We start from the raw sequence: 16466 nt of genomic DNA, 5'->3' as shown, positions 1-16466 counted from the left end.
TTTACACTATTTTGAGTTTGATCACGGATCTGGATCGGTTTTGATTGGTAGACTTTTAGCCAGTTAAGAGATGAGCGAATTTGCTTGGTAAGCAGGCTCAACCAATTTCCAAGCATCGAGCAGCAAAAGTGGAGAAGCAAAAGTGAAAGTTCTTGTCACAGGCGGTATGGGGTACATCGGCAGTCACACATGTGTCCAGATGATTGAAGTAGGTATGGAGCCAATCATTGTCGACAACTTGTGTAATGCCAAAGTGGAAGTGTTAAGCCGCATTGAAGCGCTAACCGGTAAGCAACCGGCTTTCTACCAAGGCGACATTCGCGATGAAGCCTTTTTGGACTCAGTATTTGCCAAGCATGACATTCAAGCTGTGATTCACTTTGCTGGCCTGAAAGCGGTGGGAGAATCTGTCGCGAAACCATTGGAATACTACGACAACAATGTTAATGGCTCATTGGTGTTGGCGCGCAGCATGCGTAAAGCGGGCGTGAAGAGCATTGTATTTAGCTCATCGGCAACGGTTTACGGCGATCCTGACATTGTGCCGATTACGGAAGACTCTCCAACGGGGGCGACCACTAACCCATATGGTCGCAGCAAGTACATGGTGGAAGAGTGCTTGAGCGATTTGTTCAATGCAGAAAACGATTGGAGCGTGACTTTGCTGCGCTACTTCAACCCAGTTGGTGCGCATCCATCGGGCACTATGGGTGAAGACCCTCAGGGTATCCCGAACAACTTGATGCCGTTTATCGCGCAGGTGGCAGTAGGCCGCCGCGAAAAACTGTCGGTATTTGGCAATGACTACCCAACGCCAGATGGCACAGGCGTGCGTGATTACATCCACGTGATGGATTTGGCAGACGGCCATATCGCAGCGCTGAAATCGGTAGGTGAAAAAGCAGGTTTGCACATTTACAACCTAGGTACGGGAAAAGGCTCTAGCGTGCTTGAGATGGTAGAAGCGTTCGCTGCGGCTTGCGGTAACCCAGTGCCTTACGAACTTTGTCCTCGTCGCCCAGGTGACATTGCAGAATGCTGGGCAAGTACAGATAAAGCGGAGCGAGACCTTGGCTGGAAAGCGACCCGCAGTGTTGCGGAAATGACGGCAGATACGTGGAAGTGGCAGTCAAATAACCCGCAAGGCTATTCCCCTGCGTAATTGAAGCTGCAGCGTTGTTGCCTGCACTTTCCAATTCCAATCACATAGAAAACCTATGCTCATGGATATTGGAAAGCTTGCCGCCTAGCTGCACTCCAATTTCATTGGGGAATGCAGATGAAAGAAATTTTAAAAGTTGAGTAAGTAAGATGTCGAATGTTGAATTTAACCCAGTGGATCACCCACACCGTCGTTACAACCCACTAACGGGTCAGTGGATTTTGGTATCACCGCATCGTGCAAAACGCCCTTGGAGTGGTGCTGATGAGAAACCTGCTATTGATGAGCTACCTAGCTACGATGAGAAGTGTTTCCTTTGTCCAACTAACGAGCGTATTTCTGGTGATGTAAACCCAGATTACCAAGGCACGTATGTGTTCCAAAATGACTTCGCAGCATTGATGGTGGACTCTCCAGATGCGCCTGAGTCAGACAACCCACTGTTCAAAACGCAAGGTGTACGCGGGTTGAGCCGAGTGATCTGTTTCTCGCCTGATCACAGCAAAACGTTGCCTGAGCTACCGATCGACAAAATCCGTGGCGTGATTGACACGTGGAATGATCAAATCGAAGAGTTGGGTAAAGACTACGTTTGGGTTCAAGCATTCGAGAACAAGGGCGAGACCATGGGTTGTTCTCAGCCTCACCCGCACGGTCAAATCTGGGCAAACAGCTTCTTGCCAAACGAAATCGAACGTAAAGAACACAACTTAAAAGCTTACTACCAAGAGCATGGCAGCAACTTGCTGGTGGATTACGTGCAAGCTGAACTTAAAGACGGTTCACGTACCGTGGTTGAGACTGAACACTGGGTTGCTGTTGTTCCTTACTGGGCGGCGTGGCCATTCGAAACCATGCTACTTCCTAAAACGCATATTCGTCGAATGAGTGAGCTAACCGATGAGCAACGTGATGACCTTGCGGTTGCAATCAAAAAGCTAACCAGCCGTTACGACAACCTATTCCAATGCTCTTTCCCTTACTCAATGGGTTGGCATTACGCGCCGTTCTTTGAAGAAGGCACCGATATCGACCATTGGCAACTGCATGCGTTGTTCTATCCACCACTGCTACGTAGTGCAACGGTTCGTAAGTTCATGGTTGGTTATGAAATGCTGGCAGAAAGCCAACGAGACCTAACCGCAGAACAAGCGGCGCAGCGTCTGCGTGATGTAAGCGATGTGCATTACAAAGAGCAATAAAACCAATTAATGAATAACCGGAGTTATCGTTGGTTTTACCTAAAACTCGGTCAAATTCCCTTTTATTCGGGAGGGGAGAGCTAACCCCCTCTAACTCCCCCTTATTAAGGGGGAGGATTAGACCGAGTGAATACGAAACTGGAAATCAGGACTTAACACCGGTTACACCAATACCAAATTTATAATTTAAGAGAACGTCCCTATGTCTGATCTAATCCAAAATGTGAAAACCTCTTTTGAACAAGTGCTGGGTTACGTGCCAAGCCACATTATTCAAGCGCCTGGTCGTGTAAACCTGATTGGTGAGCACACTGATTACAACGACGGTTTCGTACTGCCATGTGCGATCAACTACCAAACCGTTGTGGCGGCAGCGAAGCGTGAAGACAACTTAGTGCGCGTGGTTTCTGTGGATTACGGCAACGCCGTTGATGAGTTCGATATCACGCAAGAAATCACATTCCAACAAGACAAAATGTGGGCAAACTACATTCGCGGTGTGGTGAAGTGCCTTCTTGCTCGTGGCTACCAATTCTCTGGTGCGGATATTTCTGTTAGCGGTAACGTGCCCCAAGGTGCGGGTTTAAGCTCGTCGGCAGCGTTGGAAGTGGTGATTGGCCAAACGTTCAAAGTGCTGTTCAATCTAGAAATCAGCCAAGCGGAAATTGCGCTGAACGGCCAGCAAGCAGAGAACGAATTTGTTGGCTGTAACTGCGGCATCATGGACCAAATGATTTCGGCAGAAGGCCGTGAAAATCACGCCATGCTGTTGGACTGTCGTAGCCTAGAAACCGAAGCGGTATCGATGCCTGAAGACATGGCCGTGGTGATCATCAACTCGAACAAAAAACGTGGCTTGGTAGACAGCGAATACAACACGCGCCGTGAGCAGTGTGAAGAAGCGGCGCGCATCTTCGGTGTGAAAGCACTGCGTGATGTGACCATTGAACAGTTCAACGAGAAAGTGTCTGAACTTGACGAGCTAGTAGCAAAACGTGCTCGTCACGTAATCACAGAAAACGACCGCACGGTAGAAGCAGCACAAGCACTTAGCGCACACGACATGAAGCGCATGGGTGAACTGATGGCTGAGTCTCATGCTTCTATGCGTGATGATTTCGAAATCACAGTCAAAGAAATCGATACGTTAGTTGAGATGGTGAAAGAAGTGATTGGCGAGCAAGGCGGCGTGCGCATGACAGGCGGCGGCTTTGGTGGTTGTATCGTTGCGATTGTACCGCCAGCGTTGGTTGACGAAGTGAAAGCAACGGTAGAAGCGAAGTACCAAGCAGCAACGGGTCTAAAAGAATCCATCTACGTGTGCCAAGCGAAAAACGGCGCTGGTTTAGTCGAAGTACTTTAAGTGCAAAATTGCTTTAAGTTCAAAGTGCTTTAAGACGCAACAGGAGCGAGAGATGACTGAGCCATTAACTATCACGATGACACAGCAGGCCGCCTTTGATGGCGCGACTGCCAACGTGGTCGAACTGAAAAATAACACAGGCATGAGCGTTACCTTTATGGATATTGGCGCGACATGGCTGAGTTGTCGTTTACCTTTGGCGAATGGGGAGTTGCGTGAAGTGCTTCTCGGAGTGGGGACGATGGGGAGTTTCATGCAGCAACAGTGTTACATGGGTGTCACTGTTGGTCGCTACGCAAACCGCATCGCCAATGGTCTTTTTGAAGTGAATGGCGAAGTATTTCAAGTGTCTACTAACCAAGCGGGCAACTGTCTGCATGGTGGTGAAGAAGGTTTTGATAAACGTCGTTGGAAGATTGAGTCTCACTCCAATCAGCAAGTGACGTTCTCTTTGTTGTCTGAAGATGGCGATCAAGGTTTTCCAGGTAATCTAGAAGTGCAAGTGACGTATACGTTGACTGATGATAACCAAGTGAGCATTGCGTACTTCGCTAAGACAGATAAAGCAACACCGATAAACTTGACCAACCATGCCTACTTTAATTTGTTGGGGGCAGAAGCGGACTTAGATTGTCGTTCGCATCGCTTAACCATCGTTGCAAGCCAATACTTACCAACCTCTGAGGTCGGTATTCCGCTTGGTGAATTGCAAGATGTGAAAGGCACTGGATTTGACTTTAGAAGTGAAAAACCAGTTTCAGAACACTTCTTACAAGATGAACAACAGGTTGCCGCCAAAGGGTATGACCATAGCTACCTATTCGATGCTCATCGTGATGTTTCAAAACCAGTTGCGCTGGTGGTTTCTCCTGATGAAAAAGTGCACCTGTCAGTAGTGACAAACAAGCCTGCTATACAATTGTACACGGGCAACTGGTTAGCTGGCGCACCAAATCGCCGTGGCGGTGAATATAATGATTACGCGGGTCTGGCGTTAGAAACGCAGTTTTTACCAGATTCGCCAAACCATGCTGAGTGGGCGCAGCCAAGCTGTATTCTTGAGCCTGAACAAGAGTACCGCTTCTGCACCACTTATCAGTTTGCTTTCTAGGTAAACTGAGCATTTTCGAGCTTTTGGGTTACCGTAGGCTTTTTGCTCACAGTAGGTCAAAAGCTTATCAAAAGTTGGCAAAATAACGCTCTCTACAAACACCCCAAAAAGAAAAAGCTCTGTCACTTCGGTGGCAGAGCTTTTACTTTGTAACCTTTCTTGGCACTGAATAGCGCGATATTTTAAAGACGATCCACCGAGTTACGGCGCACTAAAGTTGGGCTAAAGATGATGGTGTCATCTTCTACTTGTTCATCACGCGATAACGCTAACGCCAAACGCGCGGCACGCTCTGCCATCATTTCGATTGGGTAACGAATCGTGGTCAAACTTGGATTGACGAAGCGAGCAATTAAGCCATCGTCGAAGCCAACCATGGACACTTTATCTGGTACGTCGATACCATTTTGGTCTAACGCCGCCAGCGCACCTGCTGCCATGTAATCGTTGTACGCCACCACGCCAGTGATTGCGAGTGATTTGGTCAGCAGATTGGTCATGGCTGTTTCGCCGCCGTCACTGTTTGGTTCACCATATTCGATATAGCTTTTTGATAGCTCTATATCGTGATCTTTCAGTGCCGCTTGGTAACCTTGTAAACGCTCGTCGGTATCTTCGATGTCATGGGATGAGGCGATACACGCGATCTTGCTGTGACCATGACGAATCAAATATTCCGTCGCTAAGTACGCGCCCTTGCAGTTATCAAGAGAGATACAACGCTCGGCCAATTCTGGGATATGGCGGTTGATCAACACCATGCCTTTGACTTCTTTGGCGTAACCAACCAGTTCTTCGTCTGATAAGCCTTTAGAGTGAATCACAATGGCTTCACAACGGCTGTTGATCAGAAGTTCTAGCGCTTGGCGTTCGTCTTCTGGGTTGTGGTAGCCATTACCAATCAGAATGTGTTTACCATTTTCTCTTGCCACGTTATCAACTGATTTGACCATGGTGCCGAAGAAGGGGTCAGAGACATCGCTTACCAGCACGCCCATCGTATTGGTACTTTGGCTGACGAGTGCTCGCGCTGCTGCGTTTGGACGGTAGCCCAGTTTGCTCATTGCTTGCGTCACTGCGTCGATAGAAGATTGGCTTGCTTTCGGTGATTTATTGATCACGCGAGAGACGGTCGCGACCGATACGCCGGCTTCTTTCGCGACATCCTTGATTGTTGCCATGAGGAACCTTTCGTTGGCTAAAAACGTTAACCGGAGTATTAAACACCCATTGTGTAATAAGTGCAATTTTAACAGTTGGTTACTTTCTAAAGTGCGATCTTTACCTCTTGTAATTATTAATCTTACTGATAGTGTAAACGTTATCTTTTTAGTAAAGTTTTACTGGAGTTTTAATAAATGGAAACGATCGCTTACTCAGACTTTGCAAAGTTAGAAATTCGCACCGGAAAAATCATCGAGGTGGCGCGCCACGAGAATGCAGACAAGCTGTACATTGTGCAGATCGATGTCGGTGAGAAAACCCTGCAAACGGTAACGAGCCTTGTACCGTACTACACAGAAGAAGAGTTAATGGGTAAACAAGTGGTAGTGCTGTGTAATCTAGCAAAAGCTAAGATGCGTGGTGAAACCTCTGAGTGTATGTTGCTGTGCGCTGAAACTGACGATGAGTCGGAAAGCGTATTACTGACACCGGAACGCGTAATGCCTGCCGGGGTAAGAATTGTTTAGCATTAACAAACAAATAGCTAATATTATAAATATTTATGCATGACGTCTCATTTTATAGCTATTAAGCTTAAATGATATGCAACATAAGTTATATTTCCTTGGCTGATATTATTTAAAATCATGATGTTTAAGGAAATTATAATGAAATTCGCAGCGTCTTCTTTGTCATTGGCCGTGGGATTAGTTGTTTTGTCATGCTCTGTTCAAGCCAACACAAACATAGGTAGATATGTTGGAGTTGAGGTGCACAATACTGATCTTGATATCCCTAAATCAACAGTTAGTGGCCTATCCTCCAGCACGGGATTTGGCGTAAGTTTTGGTGTTGAACGAGCTTTAACTCAGCAGCTGAGTTTTGCCTTAGAGGCCGAATACATGAATTTCGGTTCGTTTGATGGTATCGCCACTATTTCGGATGGGTTTACGACGAAAGAAGTTAAGACCGAAATCGATGCCTATGGGATTAACGTAAATGTTAAGCCGAAATACTACCTTCCAGGAACAGGTTTTTATGCTGGCGCGATTGCCGGAATTGGAGTGTTAGGGGTTGACCTTACTCTTGACGGGGTTGCTGATGATGGAAGCAATGTCGGCTTTAACTATGGTGTAGAAGCAGGATACGAGTTCATGTCTGGATTGATGATTTCAGGTGGTTATCGAGCCTCTTCTGTATCGATTGAAATTGAAGGTGATGGTGGTGATATTGATTTCGATTTCGACAGCTTCTATGTAGGTCTAGATTACAGGTTCTAACTTGGTATCAGCTAAAAAACTGTAACAAAAGGGAGCGGCTAGGCTCCCTTTTTAATTAGGTTATCGATCACTTCATAATGATGGACCTGCACTCCAGCAAGGTTGCCATATTTAGGCTGGTGGCGATCATTTTCTTTTGCATGCTGCCAACCAATAGTATGGTCGACAAAGTGTTCAGCAAAGGCGTGAGATACTTCCAAGCAACCAGCTAAAACAGTATCGACATAGCTTTGCATGATTGGGCTGAGTGAACAGGGCGGTAGAGGATCATTTTTGACGTAGACCCAAATGCTGTGCTCTCGGTTAAACGAGACTTCAGCTTCGATTTGCTCAGGGCGAATTTGAATACGGTGATAACCACGCTCGCGACGGTCAAACTCAGCCAGTGCTTGGTCATCAACTTCAAGTAATACGCCGTTTACTTGGCCTTCACCTTCATTCACAACTAGGGGGGACAGGATATAGCTGTCATCGACTTTCCCCCAATAACGCACTAGTCCATGAGCAACTACCGGGATGGCTTCTCCAGTTTGCCCCGTTAACTTACGTGAGGCTGAATTAATTAAGCTGCCATAGCCAAATATATACATCTCGATTGCTTCCCTTACTTCGACGAAATCATTTCTACCTGTTATACCTAAACAGTACTCTCCAAGCAACGCAGGGAGCATAGCTTTTACCTAGAAAGGATAGTTTAAAATTATAACATATATTTTTTATGCATGTTTGTGGTAAGATCGCTGGTGTTGAATTTTTGGACAGTACCTAAAAGTACTTGAGGGCATCACAATGCTGAATATCACCGATAAAAAAGTGGAAGAAAAAATCCCCGCATGGCTGCGACTCGGGTTTAGACCCTTTTTCCTGTTTGGCTCTATCTACGCCATTATCGCGATTGCGATATGGGTATGGATGTTTCAGACCGGACAGCCAAGCGCACTGAGTGTTCCTGCGTTGTGGTGGCATGTACATGAAATGTTGTTTGGTTTCTCGATGGCCATCGTGGTGGGTTTTGTGCTGACTGCTGTGCAAAACTGGACTGGCATCAATGGCACCAAGCATTACACGTTATTGGCTTTGTTTGCCTTATGGTTGGCACCAAGAATATTACTATGGACACCAGCACCACTTTGGTTAACCAGCAGTATTGAAGCACTATTTTTGTTGTTTGTAGCATATGAAGTAGGCATTCGTGTATACCGTGCTAAAGGTTGGCGAAACCTATTTTTTGTCCCGCTATTCTTACTCGCAATCTTTGCTAATTTTGCCAGTTATGCCACGGTGAAGGGCATGCCTCCATTCACTTCATCGGCGGTATGGCAGGCGATGCTTTGGTGGTTTACGTTATTACTATCGGTGATGGGGGGGAGAGTGATTCCTTTCTTCACTGCTCGTCGTTTTAACTTCGAAAAAGCTCAGCCACTCATGTGGTTAGATTGGCTAGCAAACCTACCTTTGGTCATGTTGTTTGTGTTGAGCTTCTTCCCGGTAACTTTTGCTGAACTTGGTAAGCCACTGATGCTGTTTGCCGGAGTCGCGCAATTGGTTCGATTCCTACGTTGGAAGCCTTGGTTAACCCTAAGTGAGCCACTTGTGTGGTCTTTACATACGGCATATTTGTGTCTGCCTTTAAGTCTTATCTTGCGGGGTGGTTGGGACAACGCATTTGCCAGTCACAATTTGATTCACTTGTTTGCGATTGGTGCACTGGGTGGATTGATCTTAGCGATGATTGCTCGCGTCACTATGGGGCACACAGGGCGCATGATTTACAAAGGTCCGAATATGAGTATCGCGTTTATTGCGATTATTGGAGCCGCGTTAACGAGAAGTTTGGGCGTTATTTTTGACCCTTCAAATATGCTCATTTGGATCGATGTGAGTGCCGCATTGTGGATCCTTGCCTTTGGTATGTTTGTATGGCGTTTTGGCATTATGTTGCTTACTCCACGAGCGGATGGGCACCCTGGCTAGTTTCAGGAAGTCTTGACTCTTCTCCATGAAAAAGGGCTTGGATTATTGCCAAGCCCTAGGGGCTGTTTATCTTTCGCTGCAAAAGCCAACTCGAAAGGTCAACAACCCCTAGTATTTATATGTTCCCTTCACTAAAGTCTTTTTGGAAATACAGAACTTTTTGTAAGTAACGTCTTGCTTCCCCTTTTGGGTGTTGAGTCGTTAGAGCCTGATAAACTTGAGTTGGATTTAGACTATTGAGTTCGTTCATCGCGCGCTTTCGGTCACTATCAAACGTCGAAAGAACGCCACCAGTGCCACCGTTGTACGCGGAAATCATACTGAAGTGCTTGGAAGTTGGGTGCTTTACATCTCGCAAGTAGCGGTTTTTCAATATATAGAAATATGCCGCACCGGTATCGATATTGTTTGCTGGATCGAATAAATACTCTTTGGTCGGAATTCCGGGTTTGTTTTTCACCAAGTTAAATACGTCAGCACCAGCGGTTTTAGGAATAACTTGCATCAAACCGTAAGCTCCGGCATGAGAAACTGCGTAAGGATTAAAGCTACTTTCCGTCTTGATCACGGCGAAAATTAGATCTTCAGATAACCCATATCGTTTCGCTGCATCTTGAACCAGGCCTGCGTATTGGTACTCACGCTGCTCTAAGTGGTCCTTTACCATGGTAATTTCAACATAGTAAGCACTACCACGCTTGATGGTTTTTTTTTGCAACCTGTTGTCGATCAAATAATCCGCGTAGCGATTTGCTCGCCATTCCCATTCAATTGGTTTGCCATCATGATCCAAAACCTGCCCAAGTAAGAAAGGCTTCCCACGCAGCACTGCCTCTTTATCACTAAAGAGCTCAGCATGTGCAGGGTCTGCAGGCATCAGTAACGTTTGTACAATGGCTTTCTGTAACTTTTCGGTTGGTTGATATTGAGAAATCGTTGAAACATAAATCTTACCCGCCTCAAAATCGATGTGAGCGCGAGTGCTATAACCATCAAGGTATTTCACATAGCGATGCTTACCGGCCTCAACAAATTCATCTTCCCCCCAACGATCTTGAGCGAGCTTTTTGATATGTGCTAATAGCTTAGCGATATCACTGTCATTTGAGGTTGGCGGAGAAATAGGCGGTTCATAAGCGCTGCAATCACACGGTTGTGTTGGTTGCTGTTGGTGAGACCCTTCTGGGCCAAGTGAGCAGCCTGCTAATAACAGCGATAGCAGCAAAATAGTTTGTTTCATCAGAGTCCATAGTTGGCTGGGGTTGTAGATTACTCGCGATCTACATAAAGGAATGAAATGATAGAAAAATGTACTAACACCATGAAATTAAAAAAATTTGTGGTATCGATAAATGGAAAAGAGGTCGGGAGAAGTAATGGCCTCTTTCGAGGCCAAAACTATTGGATCAATGTACTACAGCATCAGGAAGGTGACTGATCGCTTGAGGTGGGGTTTCTGGTTTCGGTAGTTTAAGGCCAGCTAACATTGTTAGGGCTTTGCTACTGATTCCACCTGAGTATGTTTTGATTCCTTCAGGACTGGTACTTGATGTTTCACCAACATTCCAGAGAGTAAAGAAATCGCTCAAGTCGTGGTTAGCAACGTAAGAGCTACAAAGCATCATCAAGTCACCACCGCTAAGGCCAGTGGCTTGTGCACTACAGTAGTTCATACCTTCATCACCTTGTGAATCGCCACGGGATTTGCGGTGCATAAACTTAAACATGTTCCATCCTTGGTCATGATTGTAGATGCTTGGCTTTTCAGTTCCTGATGAATACCAATTGTCGATGATGAAGTTATCTTGAGCCCAGATTTTTAGCTGTCCGAACATAACCAAACGTAAACCCGCATCGCCATGGCTCCATGCATGACCGCTGTTTTGCTCCAACCAGTATGGGGCTTTTTGTATGTCAGCTTCGATACGAACCATTTTGCCATTGACTTGCTCTTGCATGTATAGGGCAAGCAAATTGTTAGTTACTTCAGTGCTACCAGCAGCTATAAATGGCGCTGAGGCTAAGTTGTGACCTACCTCATGCCACAGTAACCAACTAGCCAGAGGTTGTAATGGTATGTTCTCATTTTGGGCGTTAAAGCCACTGTTCATAACTGGATAACCTGAATGTGCAGCACCAATCGAGATCTGTACGTCATTGACGAATCGGTGGCGGAATTCAGCGAGATCTTCGTAGGTAAAACGTCGATGCTTGCCCTCAGTTGTTACTTCATCTCGACCATAGAAATCACTTGCAGCTTCAGCAAACTGATTCATTTCTTCACTGAACTTTACAAGATCCGCGTTGGTCAAGTTCTTAACGGCCGTTGTATAAATGAAGCTCCCCGTGTCCACTTCTGCGATTGGGGCGGTACTCTCTTCAATCGAGTGCACCCATTTCCCTTCTTTCCACCATGCCGCTTTTTGTACGCCATCGAAAGTGAATGTCGCTATTGCATTATCTGCAGAAGCAGAGCTTATTGGTTTAACCGTGATAAGCCCCCCGTAAGGAACGGTGAACTTGGTTAATACCCCATCGTGGGCAAAGTTCATTTGCATTCTAGGTGGACGATTTAGACGAGTCTCATGTTGAGGCTTACCTGTTAAATCATCGGCCATCATTACGGTGATGTTAGCTTGTACGCCGCCTGTCACAGTGACTTTTTGTAACTGTGGTGCCCAAAGTCCAGTTGATTGATTGTTTCCTGCTGAGAAGGTTACAGGGGAGCCCGCGGTTGCAATCTGAATTGAAACATTGGTTGCCTCTCCTGTACTTTGACCAGGGTACGCTGATGTATCCACTTTAATGTCGTAGTCCCAGAATGAGCGCCCGAGCATAATGCGAGTCAAAGGCTTTTCAGTATAGTTCAATGGGTAGCTAGGGTTCATTTGCCCTAATAGTTCACCTTCACCGTGAACCATCTTGTGCTCAATCAGTTGAGCCTTTAATGAGTCAGGACAAGCCCCACCGTTGCCATGTTTATTGTTTGTGTAGCAATTCAGGTAGTTGACTAGAGTTTCAAAACCGAGCTCATCTTGAACGTCCTGATCGTAAGCATAATCATTGTTGTTCCATAACCATACTGATAGGTTGTCATAGGTTTGGTTTAGCTCTGTGGTAGATAAACGAATACCTTTGTCGCCTTTAGTACGGTAGTAAAGTTCATGATCCATCAACGCTTGGATATTGGTGCCTAAGTTCGCAGCTTTCACCATGCTATCCACTACATCTGGGCTTATTTGGTAACGATCGAAGTCTTTTCGCCAATAGTTTCCACGTACAATGACACCATCACCTTTGCGAATTTCGATACAGTCGATTTCGTATTCGTAATCATGACTACAGATTGATGTACCTGGAAACGCATTTTGCAGTTCAGCAATCGCTGCTGCTGTTTCTTGCTCATTTTGTACAAAAATACGAGCATGCTTTGTTGCCATGATTGGTTGCCCAGATTCGTCTAGCATTGGTTTTCCATTGCTATCAAGTTTCTCTACTTGATATTGAGGAATTTCAAGGCTTGGCATATCGATTGGCGGAGCCCAAGTTATCGAGCCGTCATCATTGACTTGGTAAGGGCGTTTGCCATTGACATCAGGGAATCGCTCTAGTACGACCATGTCATAGCGGCTACGTACATGAAGGTTCGGATACATGCTTTGGCAGTAGTATGATGAACCACAGAAAGCTTGGTTAGTTGGCGTCACATTACTGCCACCAATAGACATACCAGCTGCATCGGCTAGACGTCCTAAAGGTTCAGGGTTTAGCTTTTCGTCGATGGCATCCATAAATATCACGCTGCCACCATCATTGATAAAGTGGATGAGGGCGGTGATATCTTCCTGAGTTAGGTTTGCTTGATCTAAATCCGCGATGTAGCGATGAGTCATGCCATCACCGAGAACTTTCGGTTGATAACCTTGAAGAATAAGCAATGGTGTTTCTGTGATAGAAAGCGCCTCAAAGCCACCTTTACTGATTTTATCGACTGCGTAAAACCCGTATTCTGGGCTAATAAAGAAGTCATATTGAGTGCCATGAGACACATTACTTCTTGCTGCCGCAGCTAGGTCGATATTGGTGGCAACACGAATGCCACCATTGTTTAACTCAGGTGCGAGCCATTGGAACAGATTACTGAAGAAGCGTTTCATGCTGCCATGATCGTTTCTTGGGTCATCGGATAAATCAACAGTGGTTGTACAAGAGTAAGCGGTACTGTCAATACGCAGTGCGTCGTTCGCCCAGTAGTTGTTTGGACAAGACAGGATACTTGGGTACAAGCTGTTGCCCATAAACACCACTTTGCCTAAGCCGATCTCTCCAGCTGTAACAAATGGAAAGCCGAAGGTGGCGTTGTCTTTTGAAACTTTAGGGATGGCTGGCATTTCAATGTCAGGCCAGTTTGCGATGTATGGCTTACCTTCTCGTGTCCAGGCTTGGGCTTCATCAAAAGCAATTTGTCGGTTAATGTCGGTGCGTGGCATGACAATTGGGAACGCACGGTTTGACATATTCAACATACGCATTCCGCGCGTGTAACCTGTTGCACCATAGAAACTGCTATTATCGTTGAAGACATGAAAAGTCGTGACGCCGTCAAAGATTGCTTTAAGTGAGTTGGTCACGTATTTATCATCATTCAGAGAAAAGACGACTGGCGATCGATTTGCGACAACTGATGTCTTTTTCAAAGATTGATCAATGAGCGCAGTAAGTCCCTGTTCAAATTGCTTTTCAAATTCATTAGGCAAGCTGAAAGAGGTACCTTCTAACTTTCCACCATTCGGTAGGGTAAGTTTGATCAGCTCATTGATGACGTTCGGGTATTGTGAGAATACGTCCCGTACTTGAGCATCAATCGTGATCTGTTCGCCACTTGCTTCGCCATAACGCTGCAATAAAGCTTGGATGTTCGCTTTTACTACAGGGTTTTCTGTCACATCGGCAAGTTGATAACTTACCTTGTTACCGATAACGGAGCCAAACTCAAAGGTATCAATGCCAAATGTGAGTGAATCCCCCCACAAATACTCAAATTCACCATTCGCATCTGTTACCCCCGTTGAGTGTGCGGAGAAATAGCTGATTCCCGCAATCGGCAGTCCATGAGCGTCAGTTAATGTACTGCGAGTTAATACTTGAGCCTCTACACTTGGCTGATATGTCAAACTGGCTTCTGCATTAGATGACACAAAGTCACTGTTCAAATCGTTATCACCACCAGATACCGCAGGAACCAAATTAGGATCTCGGTGTGAGCTCGGTGCTTTACCTACGTCGTCAGTAGACTCTTCACTTTTAGCGGCTAAAAACGCGCCTACGGTTTCGTCTGAATCGAGTGCAGCTGAGTTATAGATCCCGGCAATGTCGATGCTGTCCATCTTGTTAAGGCAGACCTGTTGTGACTCTGGACAAGAGGAGATCGACTCCAATACTTTCGCCGCATTATCACCTTTACCGATGACGTTGGTGAGCTCAAAGGCAATGGGAACTAATGCATCTGAGTTGAGGCTTTGGCTCTTGTGATCGGGAGCGATGAAGCTTCCGAGTTCTATTGAACTGGAATCGAGTGATTCTAAGTAACAAGTAAAGCTGTCACCTTCTGTCGTATTAAAGTGACCCTCTAAGAGTGATTGCCCGTTGCAACTCACATCGCCTTTTAATGGCTTGTTTGATGCTGTCAGACTAGCTTTGTAGAAGGTGACTTCCATACCTTCATCGGGGTTCACACACTCAGGTGCGGTGCTGTCTTCATCGCAGGATGCTGTCGGAAGATGAACCTGAGCAATAACGGTTGTCTTTGTGCTTAACTTCCCATCGCTGATCGTAACATCAAATTGATAATTGCCTTCATGCACCGGTGTTGGTGCGAAAGTAAGAACGCCTGATTGAGTGATCGAGACAAATTCTGGCGAGTTATCAAGTGAGAAGCTCAAACGGTCCCCATCTCGGTCAGATGCGATGACTTGGTATTCAAGCGTTTGATCGGTGAAAGCGGTGATCGGTGCTATTGATTGAACTATAGGAGCATTGTTGTCATTCCCTGGTTCATCTTGCTCACTAACGTGAATGGTTAGATTACGAGATGTGGTAAGTGAGCCGTCACTTACTAGTACCTGGCTATGATGACTTCCAGTATTTGAGTTGTTTAGTGGCTCTATATATAGCAGACCATTTTCTGAGATGGAGACAAAATCAGGCGCATCTTTTAAAGAGTAAGCCAGTGCATCACCATCTTTATCCGTCGCAAGAACTTGGTAAGTTGACTGTTGCAGAATTTGAGCTGTTAGCTCAGGGATAGGGTCAACCACCGGAGCATGATTTATCAAGTCTGGATCTACCGGTGTCATGCCTAAATGCACGGTTACTTGAGTATCAGCGGTTACGTCGAATGTGCCGTCACTGACTATCACTGCAAGCTCGTAAGTGCCAATATCAGCCGCAGTTGGCACGAAGTTCATAAGCCCTTGGCTATCAATCGATGCCCAAGAAGGTGCTTGGTTTAAAGAGAAGCTTAGTTGATCACCATTGTAGTCTTTAGCACTGACTTGATAGTTCGATGCGATATCTGCCTTAACATCGATTTGCGCATCAACGTTGAGCTCAGGAGCGAAGTTAGGTTGGAAACCGCTGTCATTATTACACTCTGGATCAGTCGTATCTTCAGGGCAAGATGCTGTTGGTTGAGCAAACACATTGAGCTGAATTTGGGTGGTTACCTTAGCTTTACCGTCTGAGACGCTGATAGAAAATTGATACTGGTCTTGGTCTGGTTCTTTTGGAGCAATAGTGACTAAGCCAAGTTTATCGACAGACACAAAATCGGGCGCATCGTTCAGTTGATAGCTCAGAGAATCACCGTCTCTATCGGAGGCAACAAGTTGGTAAGTTACCTTATGATCGACCAGCGCAGTAAGCACAGGAACTGACTCTACACTAGGTGGGTGATTCGACGAAGGCGGCTCTACTGAAGGAGGCTGACTACTCCCTGAGTCGCTAAAGCAACCAGTAAGCACCATAGATATGATGGTTGAAAGTATAAGTTTTTTAGGCATTTTTTATTTTAGTTATGAAGGAAAATGCGCATTCTATTCGAATTAGTTTAAATTAAAATATGCTAGACGGTATGTGTGGCTAAATTACAATTGTTCATACGATAAAAAACTTTTTACCAATCATATTTGTTTTTCAATCAATAACTTGA

11 protein-coding genes are annotated in these 16466 nt (G+C 45.6%); 7 read left to right on the top strand and 4 right to left on the bottom strand.

Features of this window, described 5'->3' with window-relative positions:
• Positions 1-142 precede the first annotated feature (142 nt).
• The 4 genes from galE (at position 143) to galM (ending at position 4838) form a co-directional block, all read left to right on the top strand.
• Positions 143-1162 carry a UDP-glucose 4-epimerase GalE gene (gene galE, locus J4N37_RS12520; RefSeq protein WP_252041086.1) on the top strand — a complete coding sequence of 340 codons (1020 nt, stop codon included), beginning with the start codon at positions 143-145 and terminating at the stop codon, positions 1160-1162.
• Positions 1163-1311: 149 nt separating this feature from the next.
• Positions 1312-2364: a UDP-glucose--hexose-1-phosphate uridylyltransferase gene (locus tag J4N37_RS12515; RefSeq protein WP_252041084.1), complete on the top strand. Its 1053-nt coding sequence runs from the start codon at positions 1312-1314 to the stop codon at positions 2362-2364.
• A 202-nt stretch (positions 2365-2566) separates the two neighbouring features.
• Positions 2567-3727: a galactokinase gene (galK, locus tag J4N37_RS12510; protein ID WP_252041082.1), complete on the top strand. Its 1161-nt coding sequence runs from the start codon at positions 2567-2569 to the stop codon at positions 3725-3727.
• A gap of 52 nt (positions 3728-3779) precedes the next feature.
• A complete protein-coding gene (gene galM, locus J4N37_RS12505; protein ID WP_252041080.1) occupies positions 3780-4838 on the top strand; it encodes a galactose-1-epimerase in 1059 nt (352 codons plus the stop codon).
• Positions 4839-5020: 182 nt separating this feature from the next.
• Here the strand turns inward: galM and J4N37_RS12500 are convergent, their stop codons facing one another.
• Complete coding sequence (locus J4N37_RS12500; RefSeq protein ID WP_252041078.1) at positions 5021-6019, bottom strand: substrate-binding domain-containing protein; 999 nt, start codon at positions 6017-6019, stop codon at positions 5021-5023.
• 177 nt (positions 6020-6196) lie between these two features.
• On the opposite strand from J4N37_RS12500, the gene J4N37_RS12495 reads away from it, so the two are divergent.
• Both J4N37_RS12495 and J4N37_RS12490 read left to right on the top strand, forming a co-directional pair.
• Positions 6197-6529 (top strand): tRNA-binding protein, encoded by a 333-nt coding sequence (locus J4N37_RS12495; protein WP_038885173.1) that lies wholly within the window; start codon positions 6197-6199, stop codon positions 6527-6529.
• Positions 6530-6670: 141 nt separating this feature from the next.
• Positions 6671-7282, top strand: a complete 612-nt coding sequence (locus J4N37_RS12490) for an outer membrane beta-barrel protein (RefSeq protein WP_071235356.1) — start codon at positions 6671-6673, stop codon at positions 7280-7282.
• 38 nt (positions 7283-7320) lie between these two features.
• Here J4N37_RS12490 and J4N37_RS12485 read toward each other — a convergent pair whose 3' ends face one another.
• Positions 7321-7872 carry a gamma-glutamylcyclotransferase family protein gene (locus J4N37_RS12485; protein ID WP_252042143.1) on the bottom strand — a complete coding sequence of 184 codons (552 nt, stop codon included), beginning with the start codon at positions 7870-7872 and terminating at the stop codon, positions 7321-7323.
• A 199-nt stretch (positions 7873-8071) separates the two neighbouring features.
• On the opposite strand from J4N37_RS12485, the gene J4N37_RS12480 reads away from it, so the two are divergent.
• A complete protein-coding gene (locus tag J4N37_RS12480; protein WP_010449927.1) occupies positions 8072-9256 on the top strand; it encodes an NnrS family protein in 1185 nt (394 codons plus the stop codon).
• Positions 9257-9371: 115 nt separating this feature from the next.
• On the opposite strand, the gene mltC is transcribed toward J4N37_RS12480, so the two are convergent.
• Entirely contained in the window at positions 9372-10496 is a 1125-nt protein-coding gene (gene mltC / locus J4N37_RS12475; protein WP_252041076.1) for a membrane-bound lytic murein transglycosylase MltC, read from the bottom strand.
• A gap of 166 nt (positions 10497-10662) precedes the next feature.
• Entirely contained in the window at positions 10663-16317 is a 5655-nt protein-coding gene (locus tag J4N37_RS12470) for an SslE/AcfD family lipoprotein zinc metalloprotease (protein WP_373417599.1), read from the bottom strand.
• Positions 16318-16466: the final 149 nt, after the last annotated feature.

It is taken from the genome of Vibrio sp. SCSIO 43153 (assembly GCF_023716625.1).
GTDB classification, from domain to species: Bacteria; Pseudomonadota; Gammaproteobacteria; order Enterobacterales; family Vibrionaceae; genus Vibrio; species Vibrio rotiferianus.
This window is presented reverse-complemented; position numbering and strand designations above follow the sequence as displayed.